18 protein-coding genes and 1 pseudogene are annotated in these 23455 nt (G+C 66.7%); 12 read left to right on the forward strand and 7 right to left on the reverse strand.

Annotated elements, in window-relative coordinates:
• Window positions 1-60: 60 nt before the first annotated feature.
• Both CTJ15_RS01335 and CTJ15_RS01340 read right to left on the reverse strand, forming a co-directional pair.
• A complete protein-coding gene (locus CTJ15_RS01335) occupies window positions 61-1158 on the reverse strand; it encodes an NAD-dependent epimerase/dehydratase family protein (RefSeq protein ID WP_083755420.1) in 1098 nt (365 codons plus the stop codon).
• Window positions 1155-2270, reverse strand: coding sequence for an NAD(P)-dependent oxidoreductase (locus CTJ15_RS01340; RefSeq protein WP_171979041.1), 1116 nt, complete (start codon window positions 2268-2270; stop codon window positions 1155-1157). The genes CTJ15_RS01335 and CTJ15_RS01340 overlap by 4 nt, the downstream gene beginning before the upstream one ends.
• 275 nt (window positions 2271-2545) lie before the next feature.
• Between CTJ15_RS01340 and CTJ15_RS01345 the strand changes: the two genes are divergently transcribed.
• From CTJ15_RS01345 to istB, 8 genes and pseudogenes are all read left to right on the forward strand, one after another.
• Complete coding sequence (locus tag CTJ15_RS01345) at window positions 2546-3631, forward strand: inositol-3-phosphate synthase (protein ID WP_075821813.1); 1086 nt, start codon at window positions 2546-2548, stop codon at window positions 3629-3631.
• Complete coding sequence (locus CTJ15_RS01350) at window positions 3628-4257, forward strand: histidine phosphatase family protein (RefSeq protein ID WP_019461917.1); 630 nt, start codon at window positions 3628-3630, stop codon at window positions 4255-4257. The genes CTJ15_RS01345 and CTJ15_RS01350 overlap by 4 nt, the downstream gene beginning before the upstream one ends.
• Entirely contained in the window at window positions 4254-5369 is a 1116-nt protein-coding gene (locus tag CTJ15_RS01355; RefSeq protein WP_099780885.1) for a glycosyltransferase, read from the forward strand. Before CTJ15_RS01350 ends, CTJ15_RS01355 begins: the two co-directional genes overlap by 4 nt.
• 5 nt (window positions 5370-5374) lie before the next feature.
• The gene (locus CTJ15_RS01360) at window positions 5375-6475 is read left to right on the forward strand and encodes a glycosyltransferase (protein ID WP_037249939.1); all 1101 of its coding nucleotides are present in this window, start codon (window positions 5375-5377) and stop codon (window positions 6473-6475) included.
• Between the two features lie 11 nt (window positions 6476-6486).
• Window positions 6487-7503: a UDP-glucuronic acid decarboxylase family protein gene (locus tag CTJ15_RS01365; protein ID WP_051005056.1), complete on the forward strand. Its 1017-nt coding sequence runs from the start codon at window positions 6487-6489 to the stop codon at window positions 7501-7503.
• Between the two features lie 32 nt (window positions 7504-7535).
• A complete protein-coding gene (locus tag CTJ15_RS01370; RefSeq protein WP_075821815.1) occupies window positions 7536-9296 on the forward strand; it encodes a hypothetical protein in 1761 nt (586 codons plus the stop codon).
• Between the two features lie 361 nt (window positions 9297-9657).
• On the forward strand, window positions 9658-11157 hold the full coding sequence (gene istA / locus CTJ15_RS01375) for an IS21 family transposase (RefSeq protein ID WP_099780886.1): 1500 nt from the start codon (window positions 9658-9660) through the stop codon (window positions 11155-11157).
• A pseudogene (gene istB, locus CTJ15_RS01380) lies at window positions 11157-11884 on the forward strand (IS21-like element helper ATPase IstB). Before istA ends, istB begins: the two are co-directional and overlap by 1 nt.
• A 168-nt stretch (window positions 11885-12052) precedes the next feature.
• Here the strand turns inward: istB and kdpC are convergent.
• From kdpC to kdpF, 4 genes are read right to left on the reverse strand one after another with little or no spacing between them, the layout of a single operon-like run.
• Window positions 12053-12637, reverse strand: a complete 585-nt coding sequence (kdpC, locus tag CTJ15_RS01385) for a potassium-transporting ATPase subunit KdpC (RefSeq protein WP_058389934.1) — start codon at window positions 12635-12637, stop codon at window positions 12053-12055.
• Window positions 12638-12639: 2 nt separating this feature from the next.
• On the reverse strand, window positions 12640-14700 hold the full coding sequence (gene kdpB / locus CTJ15_RS01390) for a potassium-transporting ATPase subunit KdpB (protein WP_099780887.1): 2061 nt from the start codon (window positions 14698-14700) through the stop codon (window positions 12640-12642).
• 11 nt (window positions 14701-14711) lie between these two features.
• Window positions 14712-16409 (reverse strand): potassium-transporting ATPase subunit KdpA, encoded by a 1698-nt coding sequence (kdpA, locus tag CTJ15_RS01395; RefSeq protein ID WP_099780888.1) that lies wholly within the window; start codon window positions 16407-16409, stop codon window positions 14712-14714.
• Between the two features lie 4 nt (window positions 16410-16413).
• The gene (gene kdpF, locus CTJ15_RS25215) at window positions 16414-16500 is read right to left on the reverse strand and encodes a K(+)-transporting ATPase subunit F (RefSeq protein ID WP_075800680.1); all 87 of its coding nucleotides are present in this window, start codon (window positions 16498-16500) and stop codon (window positions 16414-16416) included.
• 329 nt (window positions 16501-16829) lie between these two features.
• Here kdpF and CTJ15_RS01405 point away from each other — a divergent pair, with 329 nt between their 5' ends.
• Genes CTJ15_RS01405 through CTJ15_RS01415 form a run of 3 tightly spaced genes read left to right on the forward strand, consistent with a single transcriptional unit; the run spans window position 16830 to window position 20579 of the window.
• A complete protein-coding gene (locus CTJ15_RS01405; protein ID WP_076970425.1) occupies window positions 16830-17129 on the forward strand; it encodes a hypothetical protein in 300 nt (99 codons plus the stop codon).
• A gap of 37 nt (window positions 17130-17166) precedes the next feature.
• On the forward strand, window positions 17167-19869 hold the full coding sequence (locus CTJ15_RS01410; RefSeq protein ID WP_099780919.1) for a sensor histidine kinase KdpD: 2703 nt from the start codon (window positions 17167-17169) through the stop codon (window positions 19867-19869).
• On the forward strand, window positions 19866-20579 hold the full coding sequence (locus CTJ15_RS01415) for a response regulator (protein ID WP_075822481.1): 714 nt from the start codon (window positions 19866-19868) through the stop codon (window positions 20577-20579). The genes CTJ15_RS01410 and CTJ15_RS01415 overlap by 4 nt, the downstream gene beginning before the upstream one ends.
• 205 nt (window positions 20580-20784) lie before the next feature.
• On the opposite strand, the gene CTJ15_RS01420 is transcribed toward CTJ15_RS01415, so the two are convergent.
• Complete coding sequence (locus CTJ15_RS01420) at window positions 20785-21624, reverse strand: transglutaminase family protein (protein ID WP_099780920.1); 840 nt, start codon at window positions 21622-21624, stop codon at window positions 20785-20787.
• Between the two features lie 471 nt (window positions 21625-22095).
• Between CTJ15_RS01420 and CTJ15_RS01425 the strand changes: the two genes are divergently transcribed.
• A complete protein-coding gene (locus CTJ15_RS01425; protein WP_226945875.1) occupies window positions 22096-23406 on the forward strand; it encodes an extracellular solute-binding protein in 1311 nt (436 codons plus the stop codon).
• Window positions 23407-23455: the final 49 nt, after the last annotated feature.

The following is a 23455-nucleotide window of genomic DNA, read 5'->3' on the forward strand; positions in this document are numbered from 1 at the left end:
GCAGATTTCACGCGCTGGTCCGGAGGGGAGCGATCGGGAAAAGCGATGGAAGGCGGTGCCTCATGAGAGGGCGGGTTCCGCGACGTCGGTCAGACGCTCGTCTTGCGCCCGCTGCAGCCACTCCGCCAACGCCGCGATGCCCTCGCGCCACGGACGGGGAGCATTCAGGCCAAGCTCGCGCGCCGCGCGGCGCATGTCCGAGACATAGTAGCGCTGGTCTCCGGCACGCCAGTCCGCATAGGCGACCTGAACCGGACGGCCGGTCAGGGTGGCGATGTGGCCAAGCAGCTGGCGCAGGCTGATCGCATTCGCCGGACCGCCCCCGAGATTGAAGGCGCGGCCGCTCACCGCGCCGATCCGCTGCCAGGCGGCAAGGTAGGCTGCCACTGCATCCGACACGTCCATCACGTCGCGCACCTGGCAGCCGTCGCCATAGATACTGATCGGTTGATCGCGCAGAGCACGGATCAGGAAATGCGCGACCCAGCCCTGGTCCTCCGTCCCCATCTGCCGCTGTCCATAGATGCAGCTCATCCGCAGCACCGCCGCAGGCACGCCGAAGGAGCGCGCATAGTCCAACACGTACTGGTCTGCGGCACCCTTGGAGCAGCCATAGGGCGTGTGGAAGTCCAGCGGGCGATCCTCTCCGATCCCGCTCTCGCGGAGAGCGGCAAGGCTCGGCGTGTAGGCGTCATCCCTGAGATCCAGAGCGACATCGCCGAGGTCGCCATAGACCTTGTTGGTACTCGCGAAGAGCAGGGGAACACCAGGGCGCTGGCGCAGTGCCTCCAGCAGAGAGAAGGTGCCCTGGAGATTGATGGCGAAGTCGCTGTATGGGTCCTGCAGGCTTGTGGTGACGGCGACCTGCGCGGCGAAGTGGAAGACCGAGCTCGCCTGTCCGGCGGCGGCGGAGAGGCTGCCCGCGTCCCGCACGTCGGCGATGGCGACGGAGATGCGCGACGGGTGGCGCCGCTTAAGCCACTCCAGGTTGCGTTCCACTCCGGGACGCGAGAGGGCATCGTAGATCAGTATGTCATGCCCCTCGGTTGCGAGCCTGTCAGCGAGGTTGGAGCCGATGAAGCCTGCCCCGCCGGTCACCAGCACAGGCTCACGCAGGGCGAGGCCGGGCGCGGCCAGGAAAGTGTCCGGGCCAGTCACGCGACCAGTCCCCGCATCTCCAGTTCGTTGCGTGCCTGGCTGACGCGATCCTGCGCTTGCTGCCGCGCGACCCATTCGGCCAGTTCCGCCAGATCGGCCGTGAAGTCCTTGTGCTGTGCCTCGTAGCCCAGCACTTCCCGCGCCCGGGCGATGTCGGGAATGTTGTGGCGGATATCGCCAGCGCGGGTTTTGCCGGTGATCTCCGGAGCCACCTCCCGGCGGCCCATGGCTTCGGCCAAGTCAGCCGCAACCTCCTGCACCGTGCGGTCCGTGCCGCTGGCGATGTTGAAAACCTCGCCAGGGGCACGCGGATGTTCCAGCGCGAGCACGAAGGCGCGCGCCACATCTTCCACATGCACGAAGTCGCGCCGCTGCTGCCCATCCTCGAAGATCACCGGGGGCTGCCTGTTCTGCAACCGCGAGGCGAAAATTGCCAGCACGCCCGTATAGGGGTTGGAAAGGGCCTGGCCGGCGCCATAGACATTCCAGAGGCGCAGTGCCACGCCCTCCATCCCATAGGCCGGGGAAAGGGTGAGGGTAAGGCGCTCCTGCACGAACTTGGTGATGGCATAGACCGAGGCGAGGCTCGGACGCTTCCATTCCGGCGTGGGAACTGGCACCAGCGGACGACCCCGCGCGTCGAGCGGGTCCCATGGCGCGTCCACCCCGGTTCTGGACTGCCGCACGGCATCCTCTACGAGCCCACCTTCCGCATCGCGGTACAGGCCTTCGCCATAGATGCTCATAGAGGATGCAACGACGACGCGGCGCACCGGATTCTCGATCAGCTGCTGGAACAGCACGGCGGTGCCCTGATCGTTCACGGACACATAGCGATCCACCGCGTACATGCTCTGCCCGACGCCTACCTCGGCCGCGAGGTGCACGATCCGGTCCACGCCCTTGATGGCATTCCGCACGGCATCGGGATCACGCACGTCGCCGACGAGAATCTCCGCATCCGAATCCAGGCCGTCTGCACCGCGGTCGCCATGCACCTGCTCGATGAAGCTGTCCAGGACGCGGACATGATGGCCCCTGCCGAGGAGTTCCCGCGAGACGTAGCGTCCGATAAAGCCTGCACCGCCGGTGATCAGGACCGTTTCTGCCAAAGCGCCATCTCCGATCATGCGTTGCCCCGCACCACTACCATTGGGTGGGGCGTGGAGTAACTGTCGCCACAGTCTGGCACGTCGTTCTTTCAGTCATAGGGCGGACCAGCTTCACATTTCGTTGCGCTTCTGCCTTCCGGGCAATCTCCGGTAAGGTCGTGGATTGATCCATCATAGACTCGATAGCTATGTTCCTGCCGCCAACTAGGCCGAGATATGCAGGACGGTCAGGAGAAGCCCATGAACCGGAAGACGTCTGACGTGGTCTTACCCGCGTGACGAAACGGACATTGCGCGTCGCCATCGTCGGCGTTGGGAACTGCGCCTCCTCTTTCGTCCAAGGACTGAGCTTCTATCGCGACGCCTCCGCGAACACGCCTGTTCCGGGCCTGATGAATGTCGAGCTCGGTGGATATCATGTGAGCGATGTCGTGGTTTCGGCGGCCTTTGACGTCAATGCGGCCAAGGTGGGGCGTGACGTGGCCGAGGCGATCCTCGCGCCGCCCAACAACACGAGCCGCTTCGCCGAGGTTGAACCCACCGGCGTCAAGGTGAGGCGTGGCGAGACGCTGGATGGAATTGGCCGCTATCTGGTCGGAGAGATCGAGGAGAGCGCGGAACCGGTCGAGGATGTCGCGGGGATCCTGCGGGAGAGCGGGACGGATGTGGTGGTGTCCTACCTGCCCGTCGGTTCCCAGCGTGCCACGGAGTGGTATGCGGAACGTGCCCTGGAGGCGGGCTGCGCCTTCGTGAACTGTATCCCCGTCTTCATCGCCTCGGACCCGGAATGGCAGAAGCGATTCCAGGCACGTGGCCTGCCCATCATCGGCGATGACATCAAGAGCCAGGTGGGTGCCACGATTCTGCACCGCGTGCTGGCCAACCTGTTCCGTGAAAGAGGCGTGCAGCTGGACCGTACCTACCAGCTCAATTTCGGAGGCAACGCCGACTTCCTGAACATGCTGGAGCGCGAGCGGCTCGAATCCAAGAAGCTCTCAAAAACGCGCGCCGTCACCAGCGAGCTCGACGTACCGCTAGCGGCTGAGAATGTGCATATCGGGCCAAGCGATCATGTGCCCTGGCTGACGGACCGGAAATGGGCGCATATCCGATTGGAGGGCACCGGCTTCGGCGGCATGCCGCTGAACGTCGAGCTGAAGCTGGAAGTCTGGGACTCGCCGAATTCGGCTGGTATCGTCATTGATGCCGTACGCTGCGCGAAGCTCGCGCTCGACCGCGGTCTGGGCGGTGCGTTGGTGGGGCCTTCCAGCTATTTCATGAAGTCACCGCCACAGCAGTTCCATGATGGCGAGGCGCGCGAGCGGACGCTGCGTTTCATTGCAGGTCTCAACGGGGCATGACGCGTGCCACCACGGTTTTCCTGATCCGCCATGCCGCACATGACCGTGTTGGCGACACGCTCTGCGGCCGCATGCCGGGCGTGGTGCTGGGTGAGGCTGGACGATCGCAGGCCGAGGCATTGGCCCGCTGGATGGCGCAAGAAGGGGCCGACATGCTTTATGCCAGCCCGCTTGAGCGCGCCCGGCAGACAGGAGAAGCCATCGCGCGGCGCCTTGGGATTGGCATGGAGATCAGCGAGGCGCTGATGGAGATCGACTGCGGCGCCTGGACCGGCCGGAGCTTCGGAGACCTCGAAGCCGATCCGCGCTGGACCGAATGGAACGAGGCCCGTGCCACCGCGCGCATTCCCGGCGGTGAGAGCATGATGCAGGTACAGGCCCGCGCGGTCGCGGAGTTGGTCCGGCTGCGCGATAACCATCCCGGAGCACGGATCGCCCTTGTCAGCCATGCCGACGTCATCAAGGCCGTGTTGGCGGCTTTCCTGGGTCTGCCGCTGGATCAGCACATGCGTTTCGAGATCGCGCCGGCTTCCTGCAGCACGCTCGTGCTCTGGCCAGGAGGTGCTGCGGGGGGAGGAAAGCTCCTGAACCTGAACCACCGTACTGGGGAGAACAGCGCCGCATGAGGATCGCCTTCTACGGATCGAGCCTGCTCTCCTCCTACTGGAATGGTGCCGCCACCTATTATCGGGGCCTGCTACGCGATCTCGCCACACGGGGCTATGAGATCATCTTCTACGAGCCCGATGCCTTCGACCGGCAGAAGCATCGTGACATCGAACCGCCGGACTGGGCAGCCGTGCGCGTCTATCCTGCCACCGTCGAGGCCATGCGTGCAGTGGTGGCGGAAGCGGCTCGCGCGGATGTGGTCGTCAAGGCCAGCGGTGTCGGTGTCTTCGACGATGCGTTGCTGGAGGGTGTCATGGCCGCCGCCCGGCCCGAGGCAATCCGCATCTTCTGGGACGTGGATGCGCCGGCGACGTTGGCCGAGATCCGTGACGAACCCGGACATGCGCTGCGCCGGGTGCTGCCGTCCCTCGACTTCGTGCTGACCTATGGCGGCGGCCCGCCGGTGGTCGAGGTTTACGAAAGCCTCGGCGCACGCCGCTGCATTCCAGTCTACAATGCGCTGGACCCGGAAACCCATCATCCTGTGCCGGTCGATCCACGCTTTGCGGCAGATCTCTCGTTTCTCGGCAACCGCTTGCCTGATCGCGAGGCGCGGGTGGAGCGGTTCTTTCTTGATGCGGCGGCGCGCCTGCCGGAACGGCGATTCCTGATCGGCGGCAATGGCTGGGACAGCAAGCTGATGCCGGGCAATGTCCGCCATATCGGCCATGTTTATACACGCGACCACAACGCCTTCAACACCTCGCCGCTGGCCGTGCTGAACATAGCGCGCGACAGCATGGCATCCACCGGCTACTCGCCTGCCACACGGGTCTTCGAGGCCGCGGGGGCAGGGGCCTGCCTGATCACCGATGCCTGGACCGGCCTCGACCTCTTCCTCAAGGAGGGAGATGAGGTCCTGGTGGCGCGCGACGGTGCCGAGGTGGCGCAACATCTCCAGACGCTGACGCCAGAGCGGGCGCGTGCGATCGGAGAGGCGGCACGGGCCCGTATCCTGGAAGGGCACACCTACACGCGCCGTGGAGCGGAGGTGGACCGGTTGCTGCGGCAAGCGCAGGAGCACCAGAGGGAACGTGGCGCCGCGTCATGCCGCGGCGTGCTGGCGTGAGCCCCATGCGCGTCGTCGTGCTGGGTCTGAGCCTTTCCTCGTCCTGGGGCAACGGCCATGCCACGACCTACCGCGCGCTGTTGCGGGCTTTCGCCGGGCGTGGCCACGAGGTCCTGTTCCTGGAACGGGACGTACCCTGGTACGCGCCGCACCGTGACCTCGCGGAGCCGGAGTTCTGCCGGCTGGCGCTGTATCGGGATCTCGATGAACTGCGCGGCTGGCAGGACATGATGGCCACGGCAGATGCGGTCATCCTAGGCTCCTACGTGCCCGAGGGCGTGGCAGTCGGCCGCATGGTGCAGTCCGTGGCGCGGGGCGTCACGGCTTTCTACGACATCGATACGCCGGTGACGCTGGCGAAGCTGGAGCGTGGTGACGAGGAATATCTCTCGCCGGCGCTGATCCCGGGTTTCGACCTGTATCTGAGCTTCACGGGCGGTCCTACCCTGGGCCTGCTGGAGCATCGCTACGGCTCGCCCGCCGCGAGGCAACTCGCCTGCTCCGCCGATCCTGCGGCTTATGCGCCGCAGGACCTGCCGCCGCGCTGGGATCTCAGCTACCTGGGCACCTACAGCCTGGACCGCCAGCCGGTGCTGGAGTGCCTGTTGCTGGAACCCGCCCGGCAAGCGCCCGACCTGCATTTCGTCGTGGCCGGGCCACAATACCCCTCGTCCATTGACTGGCCGGCCAATGTTGAGCGGATCGACCATGTCCCTCCCGCCGACCACCCTGCCTTCTATGCCCGGAGCCGCTTCACCCTGAACGTCACCCGGGCCGACATGGTGCAGGCCGGTCACAGCCCCAGCGTCCGCCTTTTCGAGGCCGGGGCTTGCGGGGTCCCGATCATTTCCGACATCTGGGACGGCCTCGGCGACCTGTTCGTGCCAGGGCAGGAGATCATCCTTGCTGACGGGCCGGGCGCCGTTCTGGAAGCATTGCAGCAGATGTCCGAGGCACGGCGCAGCGATATGGCGATGGCGCTGCGACGGCGCGTCCTCGGCGCACATACGGCTGCGCATCGTGCGGGGGAGCTGGAAATGCACCTGCGCACTGCAATTGCCCGGCGTGCTGCCGCGTTACCTGCTTTGTCCATTCACCACTCCTGAGAGGGCACATCATGCGGAAAAGCCGGTCCGATCTTGTCCTCGTCGCTGGCGGTGCTGGCTTTCTCGGTTCGCATCTCTGCGACCTGCTCCTGGCGGATGGAGCGCGGATTGTTTGCCTCGACAATCTGGGAACAGGACGGCGAGAGAATATCCGGCATCTGGAGCGTGACCCCCGTTTCGACTTCGTGGAGGCGGATATCTCCGAGCCGTTGCCATCCGGCATCACGCATGGCCGTGCCCAGTTCACGCGCGTCTTCAATTTGGCCTGTGCTGCCTCGCCACCGCACTACCAGGCGGACCCCGAGCACACGATGCTCACCAATGTCCTGGGCACGCGCAACTTGCTGCGTCTCGCGGAAGCGTCCGGGGCACGGTTCCTGCAGGCCTCGACCAGCGAGATCTATGGCGATCCGGAGGTCCATCCGCAACGAGAGGACTACTGGGGCAACGTCAATCCGACGGGGCCACGCGCCTGCTACGACGAAGGCAAGCGCGCAGCGGAGACACTGGCTTTCGACTTCGCCCGTCACCGCCGGGCGGAGGTCCGCGTGGCACGGATCTTCAACACCTATGGGCCGCGTATGCGTGCCGATGACGGGCGCGTGGTGTCCAATGTCATCTGCCAGGCTCTGACGGGCGAGGAAATCACGCTCTACGGCGACGGCACGCAGACACGCTCCTTCTGCTACGTGGCCGATCTGGTGGAAGGTCTCCTGCGCCTGATGGCCTGTGACGCACCGCCGCCGGGGGCGGTGAACCTGGGCAACCCGGTGGAGCTGACGGTTTCGGATCTCGTGGCGCGGGTTGTGGCCCTGACGGGCACGCGCTCCCCTGTGGTGCATCAGCCATTGCCGGTGGACGATCCCCGCCGCCGCCGCCCCGATATCGGACGTGCCCGCGAACTGCTTGGCTGGACGCCGAAGGTGCCGCTGGAGGAGGGGCTGAAATCGACCATTGCCTGGTTCAGCGAGAATACCGGGCATTCCGCCGCACATTCCGTTCCGTTCAACAGCATAGCCGCCAGCTGAGGCCGCCCTCCCGGCACGGCGCGTGACGACGAATGCTGGTCTATGGCGACGCTGTGCGCCGTGTCGAGCCGCAGGTGGAACTGGAGCACCTCTCGGCGCTTCTCGAGCGGCTCCGTGCTCTCCCGCCGGGCCTTGGTCGCCACAGTGCCCTTGTGGGCGCGTTGATCCTGGCCGGGGAACTGGCACAGGGGCTTGCCGATGCGGCCTTCGAACGGAATGGGCGGCTGGATATGGAGGACCCTTCCAGCGCGGCGTCTATGGCACTGCTGCTGCGGCTGGCTGGTGCCGTCGAGCGATCGTGGAACGGCGGCTTCACGGAGACCGGGCCAGAGGCGTGTGCGGCACTCACGATCCTGGCGCAGGCTGGCCTGCCCGACGAGATCCAGGTGCGCCGGATGGAGGGCTTCGCCTACTACGCCCTTTATCCCGAGGCCTATCTGCAGGCCGCGGCGGCGATGCCCCGCGATGCTTCCACGCAGGTGATCGGGATCCGCAGCATCGGGACCGTACTGGGAGCCATGGTGGCCGCGGCACTCGGAACCTCCAGGCTCTGGACGCTTCGGCCGATGGGACATCCTTTCCACCGTGAAGTTTCGGTGGCGAGGGATCTGGCCGACGCGCTCGTGGCCGAACCCGTCACGAATTTTGCGGTGGTGGACGAAGGGCCTGGGCTGTCGGGCAGCAGCTTCGGCGCAGTGACATCCTTCCTTGAGGTACAAGGCGTGTCGCGGGACCGGATCACATTTTTCCCGGGCCATGCGGGGGAGCCGGGAACCTATGCCAGCCCACGGAGCCGGGCAATCTGGGCGGAGGTCACGCGTCGTCCTGCCAGTTTCGATGCGCTCCTGCTCGACCCAGCCAGGACCGCGCAACGGCTGGAGGGCTGGGCAGCGGACCTTCTAGGCCCGGCCGTGGCTCCTATGCAGGACATCTCGGGTGGGGCCTGGCGCGCGCTGGGCCAAGCCGACACTGCCACCTGGCCCGCCGTGCATCCATGGCAGGAACGCCGCAAGTTCCTGTTTCGCACGGCCGACAGCACCTGGCTGTTGAAATTCGCCGGACTAGGGCAGCATGGCGAGGAGCGGCTCGCCCAGGCCAGAGCTCTGCACGAGGCTGGCTTCACGCCGCCGGTTGCGGGTCTTCTGCACGGCTTCCTGGTGGAGCGCTGGATCGAGGACGCATGTCCCCTCACGGCAGGCAGCCCCGGGAAAGCGGCGTTGCTGGACTGGCTCGGGCGGTATCTGGGCTTTCGCGCCCGATCCATGCCGGCGCGGCCGGAGGCGGGGGCTCCGGCCGCGGAGCTCCTCAGCATGGCGCGGCACAATACCGCGCAGACTCTCGGCGAGCAGTTCGCGAAACGCCTGGCTGTCTGGGAGCCGCTGACGGACGTTCTGGAGGTAAGTTGCCGCCGCGTGTACACGGACAACCGGCTGCACGCCTGGGAGTGGCTTCTGACGCCGGAAGGGAGGTTGCTCAAGACAGACGCGGTGGACCACGCCACCGCGCATGATCTCATCGGGTGTCAGGACATCGCCTGGGACATCGTCGGAGCCGGCAGCGAGTTGGGCCTGTCCTTCCACGAACAGGAACAACTCCGCCAAAAAGTGCAGCAGCGAGCTGGGTGCCGCGTGGAGCCGCGCCTGATGGAGTTCCTGCGCCCCTGCTACCTGGCCTTTCAACTGGGCGCCTGGTCCCTCGCGGCGGAAAGCAACCAGGACGCTGTGGAGGGCGCACGATTGCGGGAAAAAGTGGATGGCTATGCTCGCCAGCTTTCCACGTTGCTCATGAACTGACCCGGTGTTCTGGTTCCCTGGTTCCGCTGATTTGCTGGGATCGGAAGCGGAGGCGCTCGGCCAGGTTGACCCAAGCCATAGCCGTCGCATTGGTCGGCGTATCGGCACGGGTGGCCACTATCACTGGGAAGCGATCCGATGCTTCGTCGGCCTTGTCATCACCGCCGCCGCACCCCGGATTTCGAACGGATGCCTTTGAGGGTGTTTCATGGATGGCCGCTGCCAGGACTGGCAGATCAAGGCGAACTGTGGAACGGCATGGAATAGGAACCCTGTTGGAGGGGTGATCGGCGTCCAAACGGGACCCCACTGACGGCGGGGTTCACAGTGGTTCCCGGGATGATCGGGAGCCAGGGCTGGGATGCTGGTCGTGGAGACGGTGGCAAAGATCCGGCGCCTGCACTGGGTGCAGGGCAAGTCGATCAAGGCGATCTGTCGCGAGCTCGGGATTTCGCGAAAGGTGGTCCGGAAGGTTCTGCGGTCCGGGGAGACGGAATTCCGCTACAGCCGGGCGCGGCAGCCGCAGCCCAAGCTGGGACCTTGGCAGGCCGATCTGGAGCGCCTGCTGGAGGCGAACGAGGCGCGGCCGCGGCGCGAGCGGCTGACGCTGGTGCGGGTCTACGAGGCGCTGCGTGGGCTGGGATATGAGGGCGGCTACGACGCGGTCCGGCGCCATGCGCGGGGGTGGCAGGCGTCACGGGCGACGGCGGTGGCAGCAGCCTTCGTGCCGCTGAGCTTCGCGCCGGGCGAGGCGTACCAGTTCGACTGGAGCCACGAGGTCGTGCTGATCGGCGGCACGACGGTAACCGTCAAGGTCGCGCATGTGAGGCTATGCTACAGCCGGATGCTGTTCGTTCGCGCTTATCCGCGCGAGACGCAGGAGATGGTGTTCGACGCCCATGACCGGGCGTTCGCCTTCTTTCGCGGCACCTGCACGCGGGGCATCTACGACAACATGCGCACGGCGGTGGACGCGATCCTGGTGGGACGGGATCGTGCCTACAACCGGCGTTTCCTGCACATGTGCAGCCACTACCTGGTCGAGCCGGTGGCCTGCACTCCGGCCTCAGGCTGGGAGAAAGGTCAGGTCGAGAACCAGGTCGGGCTGGTGCGGGAGCGGTTCTTTACGCCGCGACTGCGGGTGAGGAGCTACGAGGAGCTGAACGCCCTTCTGCTGGACCGGTGCGTGTCCCATGCCCGGGCCAATCGGCATCCGGAGCAGAGGGAGCGGACAGTCTGGGAGGCGTTCGAGGCGGAGCGGCCAAGCCTGGTGCCCTATGCCGGACGGTTCGACGGGTTCCATGCCGTGCCTGCCGCGGTGTCCAAGACCTGCCTGGTGCGGTTCGACAACAACAAGTACTCGGTGATGGCGAGCGCGGTGGGGCGGCCGGTCGAGATCCGGGCCTATGCCGAGCGGATCGAGCTGCGCCAGGACGGCCGGGTGGTGGGCGAGCACCGGCGCGTGTTCGGCCGGGACCAGACGGTGTTCGACCCCTGGCACTACGTGCCCGTGCTGGCGCGCAAACCTGGAGCGCTGCGCAACGGGGCACCGTTCAAGGACTGGCTGCTGCCCGGTGCACTGGAACGGGTCCGCCGCAAGCTGGCCGCGGCCGCCGATGGCGACCGGCAGATGGTGGAGATCCTGACCAGGGTGTTGGACGACGGTCTGGCTGCGGTCGAGGCCGCTTGCAGCGAGGCGCTGCGCGAGGGCGTCCACTCGGCCGACGTCATCCTCAACATCCTCGCCCGCCAGCGCGAGCCACCGCCGCCGGTGACCATCCTGACCCCGGAGGCGCTCCGGCTGCGGCATGCGCCGCTGGCCGACTGCACCCGCTACGACAGCCTGAGGAGAGGACCCTGATGGAACGCACCGCTATCCTCGCCACCATGGGCGAGCTCAAGCTCTACGGCATGCGCGCGGCGTTTGACGCCATCATCACGGCCGCCGTCAAACGCCAACATGAGCCACAGCAGGTCATCGGCGACTTTGTCTCGGCCGAGATCGCCGAGAAGCAGGCGCGCTCGATCAAGTACCAGATCACCACCGCCAAGCTGCCGCTGGCCAAGGACGTGGACGAGTTCGGGTTCGACGGTACCCCGGTCAACGAGGCTCTGGTCCGTGATCTCGCGGGGGTGGGTTCCTGGCCCAGCAGCGCAACGTGGTACTCGTCGGCGGCACCGGCACAGGCAAAACTCATTTGGCCATCGCCATTGCCCGGGCCTGCATCCGCGATGGAGCGCGCGGGCGGTTCTACAACGTGGTGGACCTGGTGAACCGTCTTGAGGCCGAGACCCGGGCCGGACGACAAGGGCGCATCGCCGACCATCTCTGCCGCCTGGATTTCGTTGTCCTCGACGAGCTTGGCTACCTGCCGTTCGCCCAGTCCGGCGGCCAGTTGCTGTTCCACCTGGTCAGCCGCCTCTACGAGCAGACCTCGGTCATCGTCACCACCAACCTCGCCTTTGGTGAATGGCCCAGCGTCTTTGGGGACGCCAAGATGACCACCGCCTTGCTCGACCGCCTCACTCACCACTGCGACATCGTCGAGACCGGCAACGACAGTTGGCGATTCAAGAACCGCGCCTGAACGCCTTACAAGAGGGGTCCCTTTTGCGCGCCGATCTGGGGTCCCCATTCAATGCCGATTGACAAGCCTAGAAAAAATCAAAAGCACAAGCTTGTAGAGGCGTACTCACAACCCGAGGCCGCGAGCCAGATGGTAAAAGCGCGTGGTACGTAAGCCTTTTTTGATCGGTCAGCCTGCGGCATCGAGTGCGAGATTGAGCCGAAGCACATTCACCCGTTCTACGCCAAGGAAGCCCAGGATCGGCATTGTGGTATTCTCGCGCAGTATCGCACGCACACGCTCCTCCGGCATGCCGCGTGCCTGCGCCACCCGCGCTACCTGCCGGACCGCATTCTCCGGACTGATATCGGGGTCGAGGCCGGAACCCGAAGCCATGACGGCATCAGCGGGTACAGGCGCGGCCCCGGCCGCCGCAACACGCTCGCGTACCGCATCGATCAATGCCCTGTTGGAGGGCCCCCGCTGCGAGGCCGCCGATGATGCGGCATTGTACGGCGAATCCACTGTCCTGCTGCTGTCCTGTGGATCGGATGCGGTGGTGGCGGAGGGACGGCCATGGAAGTAGCGATCTCCGGTGAAGTTCTGCCCGATCAGAGCCGAGCCGATCACGTGCCCATCGCGCTCGATCAGGGACCCGCCGGCCAGGTCAGGCAGAAAGGTGGTCGCGAGGCCCGTCATGGCCGCAGGCATGGCCAGGCCGAGAAGCAGGGTGAAGCCGACGACCAGGGTCGCGGCGGGACGAAGCAGAGACATGCTCAGGCGATCCCCAGCATCTGGAGTATGAGGTCGATGACCTTGATTCCGGCGAAAGGCGCGACAATCCCGCCCAGTCCGTAGATCAGGAGGTTCCGGCGCAGCAGTGCCGCCGCTCCGGACGGCGTGTAGCGCACGCCCCGCAGCGCCAGCGGGACCAGGGCCACGATGATCAGGGCATTGAAGATCACGGCGGAGAGGATGGCGCTCTCCGGGCTCGCAAGCCGCATCACGTTCAGGGCCTGGAGCTCCGGATACTGGGCCACGAAGATCGCCGGCAGGATGGCGAAGTACTTCGCCACATCGTTCGAGATGGAGAAGGTGGTCAGTGCGCCCCGGGTGATGAGGAGCTGCTTGCCGATCTCGACGACCTCGATGAGCTTGGTCGGATCGCTGTCGAGATCCACCATGTTGCCGGCCTCGCGCGCCGCCTGGGTACCGGTCTGCATGGCGAGCCCGACATCCGCCTGCGCCAGCGCCGGCGCGTCATTGGTGCCGTCGCCGGCCATGGCGACGAGGCGTCCTTCCCCCTGTGCCTTGCGGATGTAGCCGAGCTTGTCCTCGGGCGTCGCCTCGGCGATGAAGTCGTCCACCCCGGCCTCGGCCGCAATGGCGGCGGCGGTCAGGCGGTTGTCGCCTGTCACCATCACGGTGCGGATGCCCATCCTGCGCAATGCGGCGAAACGCTCCCGCATACCGGGCTTGACGATGTCCTTCAGCTCGATGGCGCCCAGCAGGCGGCGGTCCCTGGCCACCACCAGCGGCGTGCCGCCCTGTCGCGCGATGCGCTCCACGGCCTCGCGCAGTGCGGGCGGCGCCTCGGTATCGAGCGCGCGGACGATGCTTTCGGACGCTCCCTTGCGGTAGCTGCCATCCGGCAGGTCGAGGCCTGAGATCCTGGTCTGGGCTGTGAAGGGCACCACCTTCGCCCCGGTCGGCAGGGCAGGGGGCACCACGCCGTGCGCCTCGCGCGCGAAGGCGAGGATCGAGCGGCCCTCCGGCGTCTCATCGGCCAGGGAGGACAGCACCGCGGCCTCGGCCAGTTCCCGCATGGTCACGTTCGGGGCGGGGTGGGAAGCGGCGGCCTGGCGGTTGCCGAGGGTGATGGTGCCGGTCTTGTCCAGCAGCAGCACGTCCACATCGCCCGCCGCCTCCACCGCGCGTCCGCTCGTCGCCATGACGTTGAAGCGGACGAGACGGTCCATGCCGGCAATGCCGATGGCCGAGAGCAGGCCGCCGATGGTGGTCGGGATCAGCGTGACCAGCAGCGCGGCCAGCACGGGCACGGAAGGCGGCGCGCCATTCCAGCTCGCGAGTCCCACCACGCTGGCCACGGCGATCAGGAAGATGATCGTCATGCCGGCGAGCAGGATGTCGAGCGCGATCTCGTTCGGCGTCTTCTGGCGCGAGGCACCTTCGACCAGCAAGATCATGCGATCGATGAAGGTCGAACCCGGTGCCGCGGTGATGCGCACCACGATCCAGTCGGAAACCACCAGCGTTCCGCCTGTCACCGCCGAGCGGTCGCCGCCGCTCTCGCGGATCACGGGCGCGCTCTCGCCGGTCACGGCGGCCTCGTTCACCGAGGCGATGCCTTGTACGACCTCGCCGTCCGAGGGAACGAGATCACCCGCCTCGACCAGGACCAGCTCGCCCACCCGCAGTTCCGCCGCGCCGCGTGGCTGCCACAGGCTGCGGTCATCGGCCCTCAGGAGAAGCTTCGCCTCGGTCTCGGTGCGGGCCCTTCGCAGGCTCTCCGCCCGCGCGCGGCCACGGCCCTCCGCCACCGCCTCGGCGAAGGTGGCGAACAGGACGGTAAACCAGAGCCACAGCGCGATGCCTGCCTGGAAGGCCCATGGCTCCCCCACGAAGGCGGCGCGGGCCGCCAGCAGTGTGACGAGGATGGAGACCACCTCCGTCACGAAGATCACAGGGTTCCGGATCAGCGTGGCGGGGTTCAGCTTACGGAACGCATCCGCGACCGCGCGTGGCAGCAGCGCCGTGTCGAGGAGGACTGGCCGGGCGCGCGTGGATGTGCCCCGGCCGGTGGTGGTGTCGAGCATCGGGGTATGCCTCAGAAAGTCTTGCCTGCGAGCAGGGTGAAGTGCTCGGCGATCGGACCGAGGGTGAGGGAAGGGAGGAATTGCAGGCCGCCCAGGATCAGGATCACGCCTGCCAGCAGGCCCGCGAAAAGCGGACCATGCGTTGGAAAGGTCCCCGCACCTTCGGGCGCGCGCGGCTTGGCGGCCAGCGAGCCGGCGATGGCCATGACCGGCACGACATAGGCGAAACGGCCGAGCATCATGGCAATGCCGAGCGTCAGGTCCATCCAGGGCGTGTCGGCCGCGAGGCCACCGAAGGCGGAGCCGTTGTTGCCGGCCGCCGAGGTATAGGCATAGAGCATCTCGGTCAGCCCGTGCGGCCCGGCATTCGCGATCGAGGACACCGCGGCCGGCAGCACCAGCGAGACGGCGGTGAAGCCGAGGATCACCGTGGGCAGGATCAGCACGGCGAGCATCGCCAGCTTGATCTCGCGCGCCTGCACCTTCTTGCCCAGGTATTCCGGCGTGCGTCCGACCATCAGCCCCGCCACGAAGACGGCGAGCAGGGCGAAGACCAGGATGCCGTAGAGGCCTGATCCGACACCTCCCGGCAACACCTCGCCCAGCTGGATCAGGAACAGGGGCACCAGCCCGCCCAGTGGCATGAAGCTGTCGAACATGGCGTTCACCGCGCCGCAGGAAGCACCCGTGGTGGTGGCGGTGAAGAGCGCGACGAGTGGCAGGCCGAAGCGGACATCCTTGCCTTCCATGTTGCCCATGGCCGGATCGACGCCCAGCGCGGTCAGCAGGGGGTTGCCCGCGGCCTCCGCCGCGTAGATGGCGGCGGTGGCGGCAACTACGAACCCCAGCATCACCGCCAGGAGCACGCGACCCTGGCGGATATCGCCCACGATCCGCCCGAAGGTCAGGCAGAGCGCGAAGGGAATGACCGCCTGCGCCCAGATCTGCAACGCGGTGGCCAGGGCATCGGGTCCCTCGAAGGGATGCAATGCGTTCACGCCGAAGAAGCCGCCGCCATTGGTGCCGAGATGCTTGATGGCGATCTGAAAGGCCACCGGGCCCAGGGGTATGGTTTGCTGGGCGCCCTCCAGCGTCGTCGCCGTGACGTAGGCGGAGAAGGTTTGCGGCATGCCGAGCGCCACGAAAGCCATGCCCAGCACAATGGCCAAGGGCAGGAGGACATAGAGCGTCACACGGGTGAAGTCGGCCCAGAAGTTTCCGAGCTCGCGCAGGCCCCCACGTGCGAAGGCGCGGGAAACGGCGAGCGCCAGGGCGATGCCGGTCGAGGCGGAAAGGAAGTTCTGCACGGTGAAGCCGGCCATCTGCGACAGGTAGGAGGCAGCGGCCTCACCCGAATAGGCCTGCCAGTTCGTGTTCGTCACGAAGCTGACCGCCGTGTTGAAGGCAAGCCAGGAGGACATGCCCGGAAAGTCCTGCGGGTTCAGTGGCAGCACGCCCTGCAGGCGCAGGATGGCGAAGAGCAGCACGAAACCTGCGGCATTCGCGGACAGCATGGCGAGGACATAGGCCTTCCAGTCCTGGCCACGTTCAGGATCGATGCCTCCCGCACGGTAGAAGACTGCTTCCACGGGCCGCAGCCAAGTCATGCGGCCATCGGCGACGGCCGCCATATAGCGTCCGAGTGGCACCGCAGACGCGAGGATGCATGCCAGGACGAGCGCGATCTGCGCCCAGCCGATGAGTGTCATGGAATCAGAGGTCCTCGGGGCGCAGGAGCGCCCATAGCAGATAGGCCAGCAGCCCGGCTGAGACGGCGCCGCCCAGGATCAGGTCGAGCATGACGCGTCAGACCCGGTCACAGCCGCGTACATAGGCCGCCAGCAGGCCGAAAAGACCGAGGCCAAGAGCAAGGGCAACGAGATCGTTCATATTCCAACTTCCCTGGTCGGCGCACAGCCGGCACCGGGTGAAGTCAATGGGAAAACGGGCGTAAAGAGGCCATTCGAGTTTTCACCGGGCCGCATAAAAAGCATATAAATACACGCGGCCGCGAGTTGGGCAGCCCGGGAATTTTATGGGTTTTTTATAGCTTCGGAATGAATGGATGATCGCGCTTTTACATCTTTCGCCTCAAGCCAATGAGAGGCCAGGCTTCAAGAGCGATCGCCATGTCATCCATGATCTCGGACGGGCCGGAACGTCTCTCCAGGAAATCATTTCCGGCCCGGCACCAGGACGTTGCCGGCCTCGTCCGGCATCCCTTGCGACGACTTGGCGCAGGCGCGGTGATATTGGCGACCCTGTCCCTGCTCTTCGCCTGGAGCTTCATCGGGTCGTTGCTCATGGGCTTGCAGACACCCGCGACATCCCCGCCGCGCCCGGCCATGCTGTGGCTTGCCGTGGCGGTGGCGATCGTCCTGGGCGGCTTCGTGACCGAGCTGCTTGTGATGGCGCGCTTGAAGGGGTGACCCTCGGTCTGGCCATGTCCCCGGGTACGTGTTCCGGATGAGGGATGCAGGGACAGGAAATGGCGAACCGGCCCGGCCCGATCCGGATGCGCTGCTTGCCCTGGCGAAGCAGGAGCAACGGGGGAGGCTGAAGGTCTTCCTGGGGGCCGCGCCAGGCGTCGGCAAGACCTACGAGATGCTGACGGAGGCCCGCCGTCGTGCCCTGGGGGGTGCCGATGTGGTGGTCGGCCTGGTGGAAACCCATGGCCGTGCGGAAACGGCGGCCCAGCTCGCCGGGCTGGAGATGCTGCCGCGCGCAAGCCTGTCCTATCGTGGGCAGGTGCTGAGCGAGTTCGATCTCGACGGGGCCCTCGCGCGCCATCCCGGCATCCTGGTGCTCGACGAGCTGCCGCACAGCAACGCGCCCGGCAGCCGCCATCCGAAGCGTTGGCAGGATGTGGAGGAGCTGCGGGCCGCCGGCATCGAGGTCTGGACCGCCATGAATGTCCAGCATCTCGAAAGCCTGTCGGAGACGGTGACGCGCATCACCGGCGTGCGCGTGGCCGAGACGGTCCCGGACCATGTGCTGGCCGGCGCGGACGCGGTGGAACTGATCGACATCCCACCGGCCGAGCTGCTGGAGCGGATGCGCCAGGGCAAGGTGTACCGCCCTGATCAGGCGGCGCGGGCCCTGAAAGGCTTCTTCCGCGAAGGCAACCTCGCGGCACTGCGGGAAATGGCGCTCCGCCGGACGGCCGAGCGCGTGGATGCCGACGTCACGGGCTATATGCAGGCCAACGCCATCGCGGGTCCCTGGCCCGTGGGCGAGCGGGTCATGGTCCTGTTGGGCGGTGGGCCGGAGGCCGAGGCGGTGATCCGGCAGGCCCGCCGCATAGCGGACGCGCTGCGCGCGCCCCTGGTGGCCTTGCACATCGAGCAGCCGGGCGAGGCGGGAAGCGACCCGTCCCGGGCGCTGCGTCTGGCGGAGGCACTCGGCGCCGAGGCCGAGACGGTGGTCGACACCGACCTGCCCCGTGCCATCCTGAGGGCGGCCTGTTCACGCAACGTCACGCATCTCGTCATCGGCCGCGGCCGTCCGACATTCTGGCGGCGCCTGACCGGCCGCACGCTGGCGGCAGCCCTGATGCGGCGGGCCACGGAGTTCACGCTGCACCTCGTCCCCGGCTCCCCCGGCACGGGGCGCCCGAAGCCCGTCGCCGAGCGGCGCGGCTATCCGGCCTGGCTCGGCTGGACCAGCATGGCCGCCGGCGTCCTGGCCGCGACAGGGATCGCCTTTGCCCTGGACGGCCGGGTGACCGAGGGGTCGCTCGGCATGGTCTATCTCGCCACCACAGTGGCCGCCGCGGTCGGGTTCGGCCCCGCACATGGCTTCGCCACGGCGATCCTGTCCTTTCTGCTCTGGAACTACCTCTTCATCGAGCCGCGCTACACCCTGACCATCGACGGCCCGCAGGAAGTGCTCGGCGCCGTGGTCTTCGGCCTGGTGGCCCTGCTGCTCGCGGGAACGGCGGGGCGGCTCGGGCGGACCGTCCGCACCGCCCAGGCCCGGGTCTTCGGGCTCCGGCGCCTGGTGGAGTTCAGCCGCCGTCTCGGGGCCCCGATGGACCGGGGCTCCCTCCTGTCCCTGATCGCGGAGGAGACGGGGCGGGTTTCCGACTGCTCCTGCTGCGTCCTCATACCGCTTTCCGGCGAGGATCTGCCCGGGCTGGGCCTGCCACGCGGACGGAGGCCGGACGATACCGACCTGATCCTCCGGGCGGCGGCACCATCCGCGGCCGAGCCCGACGACGCCTCCATGGCCGCCGCCCGCTGGGCCTATGCCAAGGGCAGGCCGACAGGCTGGGGGACGGACACGCTTCCGACGGCGCTATGGCAGTTTCAGCCATTGCCCAGCGGGCAAGGCATTGCAGGGGTGGTGGGGATCCGCTTCGCGGACCGTTCGGAGCCGCTCGACAGCGAAAGGTCGCGAACCCTGGCCGCACTTCTCGACCAGGCGGCCATCGCGCTCGAACGGGCGGAGCTGATGGAGGACCGGGCGCGGGGTGCCATGCGTGCGGAAGCGGATGCGCTGCGGACGACGCTGCTCACCTCCCTCGGCCATGACCTGCGCACGCCGCTGACCGGTATCAGAGGCTCTTTGGAGACGCTCCGGACGATGGGGGATGCACTTTCCTCGGCAGCCAGGGCGGATCTCATCCTCGCCGCCGAAGAGGAAACGGCACGCCTCGGCCGTTTCCTGTCCAATATTCTCGATATGGTCCGGCTGGAAAGCGGGCAGGTTTCCCTGCGAAGCGAGGCGGTGGACCTGGCTTCTGCCCTGGAGTCCGCCATCGCGCGGGCAGAACACGCGACGGGACGCCGGGTGGAGCGGCGCATCGGCACCCGCTTGCCGGACCCGTCCCTGGATCCGGTTCTGTTCGACCAGATCTTTGGCAACCTGCTCGACAACGCGATGAAGTTCTCAGGACCGGAGGGGCGTGTCGCCGTCGTCGCGCAGCGCCTCGGCGCGAATGCGTCGGTCTCCATCGAGGATGACGGCCCCGGCATTCCACGCGAGGATCTGGCGCGGATCTTCGATCCCTTCTACCGCGCTTCGCGCACCGACCGGATCGCGGCCGGCAGTGGCCTGGGCCTTGCCATCGCACGGGGTTTGGCCCAGGCCATGGGAGGAGAGATCCTGGCCGAGAGCCCCATCCAGGAGGGGCGCGGCACGCGTGTCACAGTACGGTTCCCCGCATGACCAGTTCCTCCCCCGATCTATCACCCCCCCGTATCCTGGTGATCGACGACGAGCCGCAGATCCACCGCTTCCTGGGGCCGGCGCTCGCAGCGTCTGGCTATGCGCCCATGCAGGCGGAGAATGCCGCGACGGGGCTCCATCTGGCAGCCACGCAATCGCCCGCCGCCGTGTTGCTGGATCTCGGATTGCCCGATCTGGATGGGCAGGAGGCGATCCCCAGACTCCGCGCCTTCTGCACGGCACCCATCATCGTGCTTTCCGCCCGTGATGGGGAAGCGGCCAAGGTGACGGCCCTGGACGCCGGCGCGGACGACTTTGTCGAGAAGCCCTTCGCGCTCGCCGAGCTCCTTGCCCGTCTTCGGGCCGCGCTTCGTCGTGTCGCCGCAGCAGCGGGACAGGACGCGCCGGCGGCGCTGATCCGTATCGGCCAGATCGAGATGGACCTCGCTGCCAGAACGGTAATGGTCAATGGCGCGGCACTCAAGCTGACGCCCCGCGAGTGGGATCTGCTGGCCGCCCTGGCAAGAGCGGGGGCGGGCCGCGTGGTGACCCAGCGCCAGCTCCTTTCGGCGGTCTGGGGGCCAGGCCACGCCGAAAGCCCGCAATATCTGCGTGTCTATATCGGACATCTGCGCCAGAAGCTCGGCGATGCCGCCACGCTGATCCGAACGGAACCGGGTGTCGGCTATCGGCTGGGTCCCGCGGATTAAGCCGGTCCGATCAGGCGGATAAGGCTGTTGAAGAGGGCGGCCAGAAGGATACTGAGCTGGGCGAGGATCTTGCGAATGTTGTGCCCGCAGCCGCAGAGACGGCAAAGAGGGCGTCGCGGACGGTGCTCAGAACGATTTGAGCTCCTCCGCGGAAGGCTCGATCTCCCGGCGGATGGCGCGGCCGGCCGGGGCGGCCACGAACCTCTCAGCCAGCGTTACCGCTGCCGGCTGGCTTCGCCACCACGATTTCGTCGGTCTGTACCTTGAAGCTCGCAAGATAGTTGGGCCCGAAAGTGGTCGTGATCGCGACATCCGTGGCGTCCCGCCCCCGTGCCAGCAGGATTCGACCGATACGGGGGGTGTTGTTGCGCGCATCGAAGGTGTGCCAGGCATCGTCCAGATAGACCTCGAACCAAGCCGCGAAATCCGGAACGCCCCAGGGCTGCGGCGTTCCCATGTCACCCAGGTAGCCGGTGCAATAACGGGCCGGTATGTTCAGGCTGCGGCAGAATGTGATCGCCAGATGGGCATAGTCCCGGCAGACACCGCGACCCTCCGCATAAGCCTCGGCCGCCGTCCGTGTCGCCCTCGCCGCCTGATAGTCGAACGTGATGTGCTGGTGGACAAAGTCACAGACAGCCTGCACGCGGCCCCATCCTGCCGGGGTATTCCCGAACAAGTTCCAGGCGGCCGAAGCCAGCAGATCGACCTCGCAGTACCGGCTTCCCAGAAGGAAGGTCATGGCCTCATCCGGGAGGTCGGCGATCATGCACTGGGCCGCGTCCGGCACCACGGTGTCAGGCAGGCCGGTATCCTGCACCATGGCGCTGTTCGAAAGGACAAAACGTCCCGCAGGTGCCACAAGGCGTGAACCCAGGTTGCCGAAGCCGTCCCGGTAAGGAGAAACGGGGACAGGAGGATCGCAGCGCGGTGCCTCGGCGACCAGGATGTCCTTCGCTCGATCGGGATGGATGCTCAGCATCAGGATCATAGGCGTGGGCTGCGGCAACTCGTAGACGAGTTCATAACCAACCTGAATCTGCACGTAGGGCTCCTCGTCCAACCCTATCCCTAACACGGATGCGCCAGAGGACCCCATATAATCAGATGAAGGGACCGGCACGGGCTGTGGAACTGGACAGGTTAACCCCCCGGACATTGCCCGAGCCCCACCGCCCCGCGGGCGAGGCGTTGCTCGCCTCCGATACGGCACCCGAGGATCGGGGGGATGGTTCCCCTGTGCCGGGCTGCGCGGCCTTATGCCGGAGCGGCCGCTCCGCTGCGGCTCCTCCCTGCCGCCGTCCCGGCCGAAGCTGCACGGGCGGCACGGCATTCGCCGAACGGTCGCCGGTCGAGCGGAACCCAACGCCGAAACGACCATCCGCAGGCCCTTTTTGGTCATCCTGTCGTCACACCCGTGCAAAGCGGCTGTCACGAAGCAGCACTAGGTTCCGCCGCCATCGTACCCCCCAAGGGATTGTGATCAATGTTTCGCAGAACGGCCCTCGCTGCTGGCGTGGCTCTCGCCACGCTTCTTTCCGGTCACGCTGAGGCCGAGACGCGCCAGCGCTTCACCTTCTGGTACGGCCTCACCGGCCAGCTCAGCGATGTGGTGCAGCAGGTCTGCAAACGTTTCAACGAGGGGCAGAACGAATTCCAAGTGTCCTGCGTCAGCCAGGGCGACTATGCGCACGCGTTGCAGAATGCCATCGCGGCCTTTCGCGCCGGCGAGCAGCCCACGGTCGTGCAGGTCTATGACATCGGCACCGCCGACCTGATGCTCTCCGGCCAGTATATCCCGGCCCGGGATCTGATGCAGGAGCAGAAGCGGAAAGTCGACTGGAACAACTATCTCTCCCCGATCGCAGCCTATTACGCGACTTCCAAGGGCGAAATGCTGAGCTTCCCCTTCAACTCATCGACCGCGGTGATGTACTGGAACCGGGCCATGGGGCGCGAGGCCGGCTTCGAGAAGCCGCCCGAGACCTGGGAGGAACTGGAGAAGGCTCTGCGCGCCATGAAAGCGAAGGGTATCGCCTGTCCGATGGCGATCAACTTCGACAGCTGGCCCTGGCTGGAGCAGTTCGCATCCGTCCAGAACCTGCCGATCGCGAGCAAGGGCAACGGCTATGGCGGGCTGGATGCCGAGTACGTCTTCCAGAAGCAGGACTTGGTCCGCAAGCACTTCAACCGGCTGTTTTCCTGGTACAAGGAAGGGCTGCTGGCGGTGAAGACACCGGAGAGCGGCCAGAACGTCACCGCGGCCTTCGCATCCGGCACCTGCGGCGCGGCGCTGAACTCCATCGCCGACCACTCGACCATTCGCCTGACGGCCAAGCCGGACCTTGACTGGACGCCGGCGCTGCTGCCGATCTATGCCGGCACGACACGCACCAACACCCGCGTCGGTGGTGCCTCGCTCTGGACGCTGAAGGGCCGTCCGGCCGGCGAGTATCGCGCCGCAGCGGCCTTCTTCGAGTTCCTGGCCACGCCGGAATCGGAGGAGTTCTGGGCCACCAACACCGGCTACATCCCGGTCACGCATAGTGGCTACGACAGGCTGAAGGCCGAGCACTTCTTCCAGAAGCCGCAGAATGTGGGCCGCGAGGTCGCCATGACCAGCCTGCTGGCCACCGAACCGACCGAGTTCTCCCGTGGCCTGCGCCTGGGCAACATGACGCAGTTCCGCGCAACCTATGCCAATGAGATGCAGGCAGCCTTCGCGGGGCAGAAGAGCATGGACGAGGCGCTCGACAGCATGGCCGCCGAGGGCAACCGGCTGCTGCGCCGCTTCGAGCAGACCTATCGCGGCAAGCAGCTGCCCTGACCGGGAAGCGGGGTGGCGGGCGTTTCCCACGCCGGCCACCCTGCGGCAA

It is taken from the genome of Roseomonas sp. FDAARGOS_362, from assembly GCF_002754815.1.
In the GTDB taxonomy this organism is placed as follows: Bacteria; Pseudomonadota; Alphaproteobacteria; order Acetobacterales; family Acetobacteraceae; genus Roseomonas; species Roseomonas mucosa.

Coding starts and splice junctions, on each gene's coding strand:
- kdpA (WP_099780888.1), bottom strand. CDS start 16,409: ATGACACTCATCGGCTGGGCGCAGATCGCGCTCGTCCTGGCATGCATC.
- CTJ15_RS01350 (WP_019461917.1), top strand. CDS start 3,628: ATGACGCGTGCCACCACGGTTTTCCTGATCCGCCATGCCGCACATGAC.
- CTJ15_RS01355 (WP_099780885.1), top strand. CDS start 4,254: ATGAGGATCGCCTTCTACGGATCGAGCCTGCTCTCCTCCTACTGGAAT.
- kdpB (WP_099780887.1), bottom strand. CDS start 14,700: ATGCTCGACACCACCACCGGCCGGGGCACATCCACGCGCGCCCGGCCA.
- CTJ15_RS01410 (WP_099780919.1), top strand. CDS start 17,167: ATGAGGGATGCAGGGACAGGAAATGGCGAACCGGCCCGGCCCGATCCG.
- CTJ15_RS01415 (WP_075822481.1), top strand. CDS start 19,866: ATGACCAGTTCCTCCCCCGATCTATCACCCCCCCGTATCCTGGTGATC.
- kdpF (WP_075800680.1), bottom strand. CDS start 16,500: ATGCTCGACCTGATCCTGGGCGGCGCCGTCTCAGCCGGGCTGCTGGCC.
- CTJ15_RS01405 (WP_076970425.1), top strand. CDS start 16,830: ATGTCATCCATGATCTCGGACGGGCCGGAACGTCTCTCCAGGAAATCA.
- CTJ15_RS01360 (WP_037249939.1), top strand. CDS start 5,375: ATGCGCGTCGTCGTGCTGGGTCTGAGCCTTTCCTCGTCCTGGGGCAAC.
- istA (WP_099780886.1), top strand. CDS start 9,658: ATGCTGGTCGTGGAGACGGTGGCAAAGATCCGGCGCCTGCACTGGGTG.
- CTJ15_RS01370 (WP_075821815.1), top strand. CDS start 7,536: ATGCTGGTCTATGGCGACGCTGTGCGCCGTGTCGAGCCGCAGGTGGAA.
- kdpC (WP_058389934.1), bottom strand. CDS start 12,637: ATGTCTCTGCTTCGTCCCGCCGCGACCCTGGTCGTCGGCTTCACCCTG.
- CTJ15_RS01365 (WP_051005056.1), top strand. CDS start 6,487: ATGCGGAAAAGCCGGTCCGATCTTGTCCTCGTCGCTGGCGGTGCTGGC.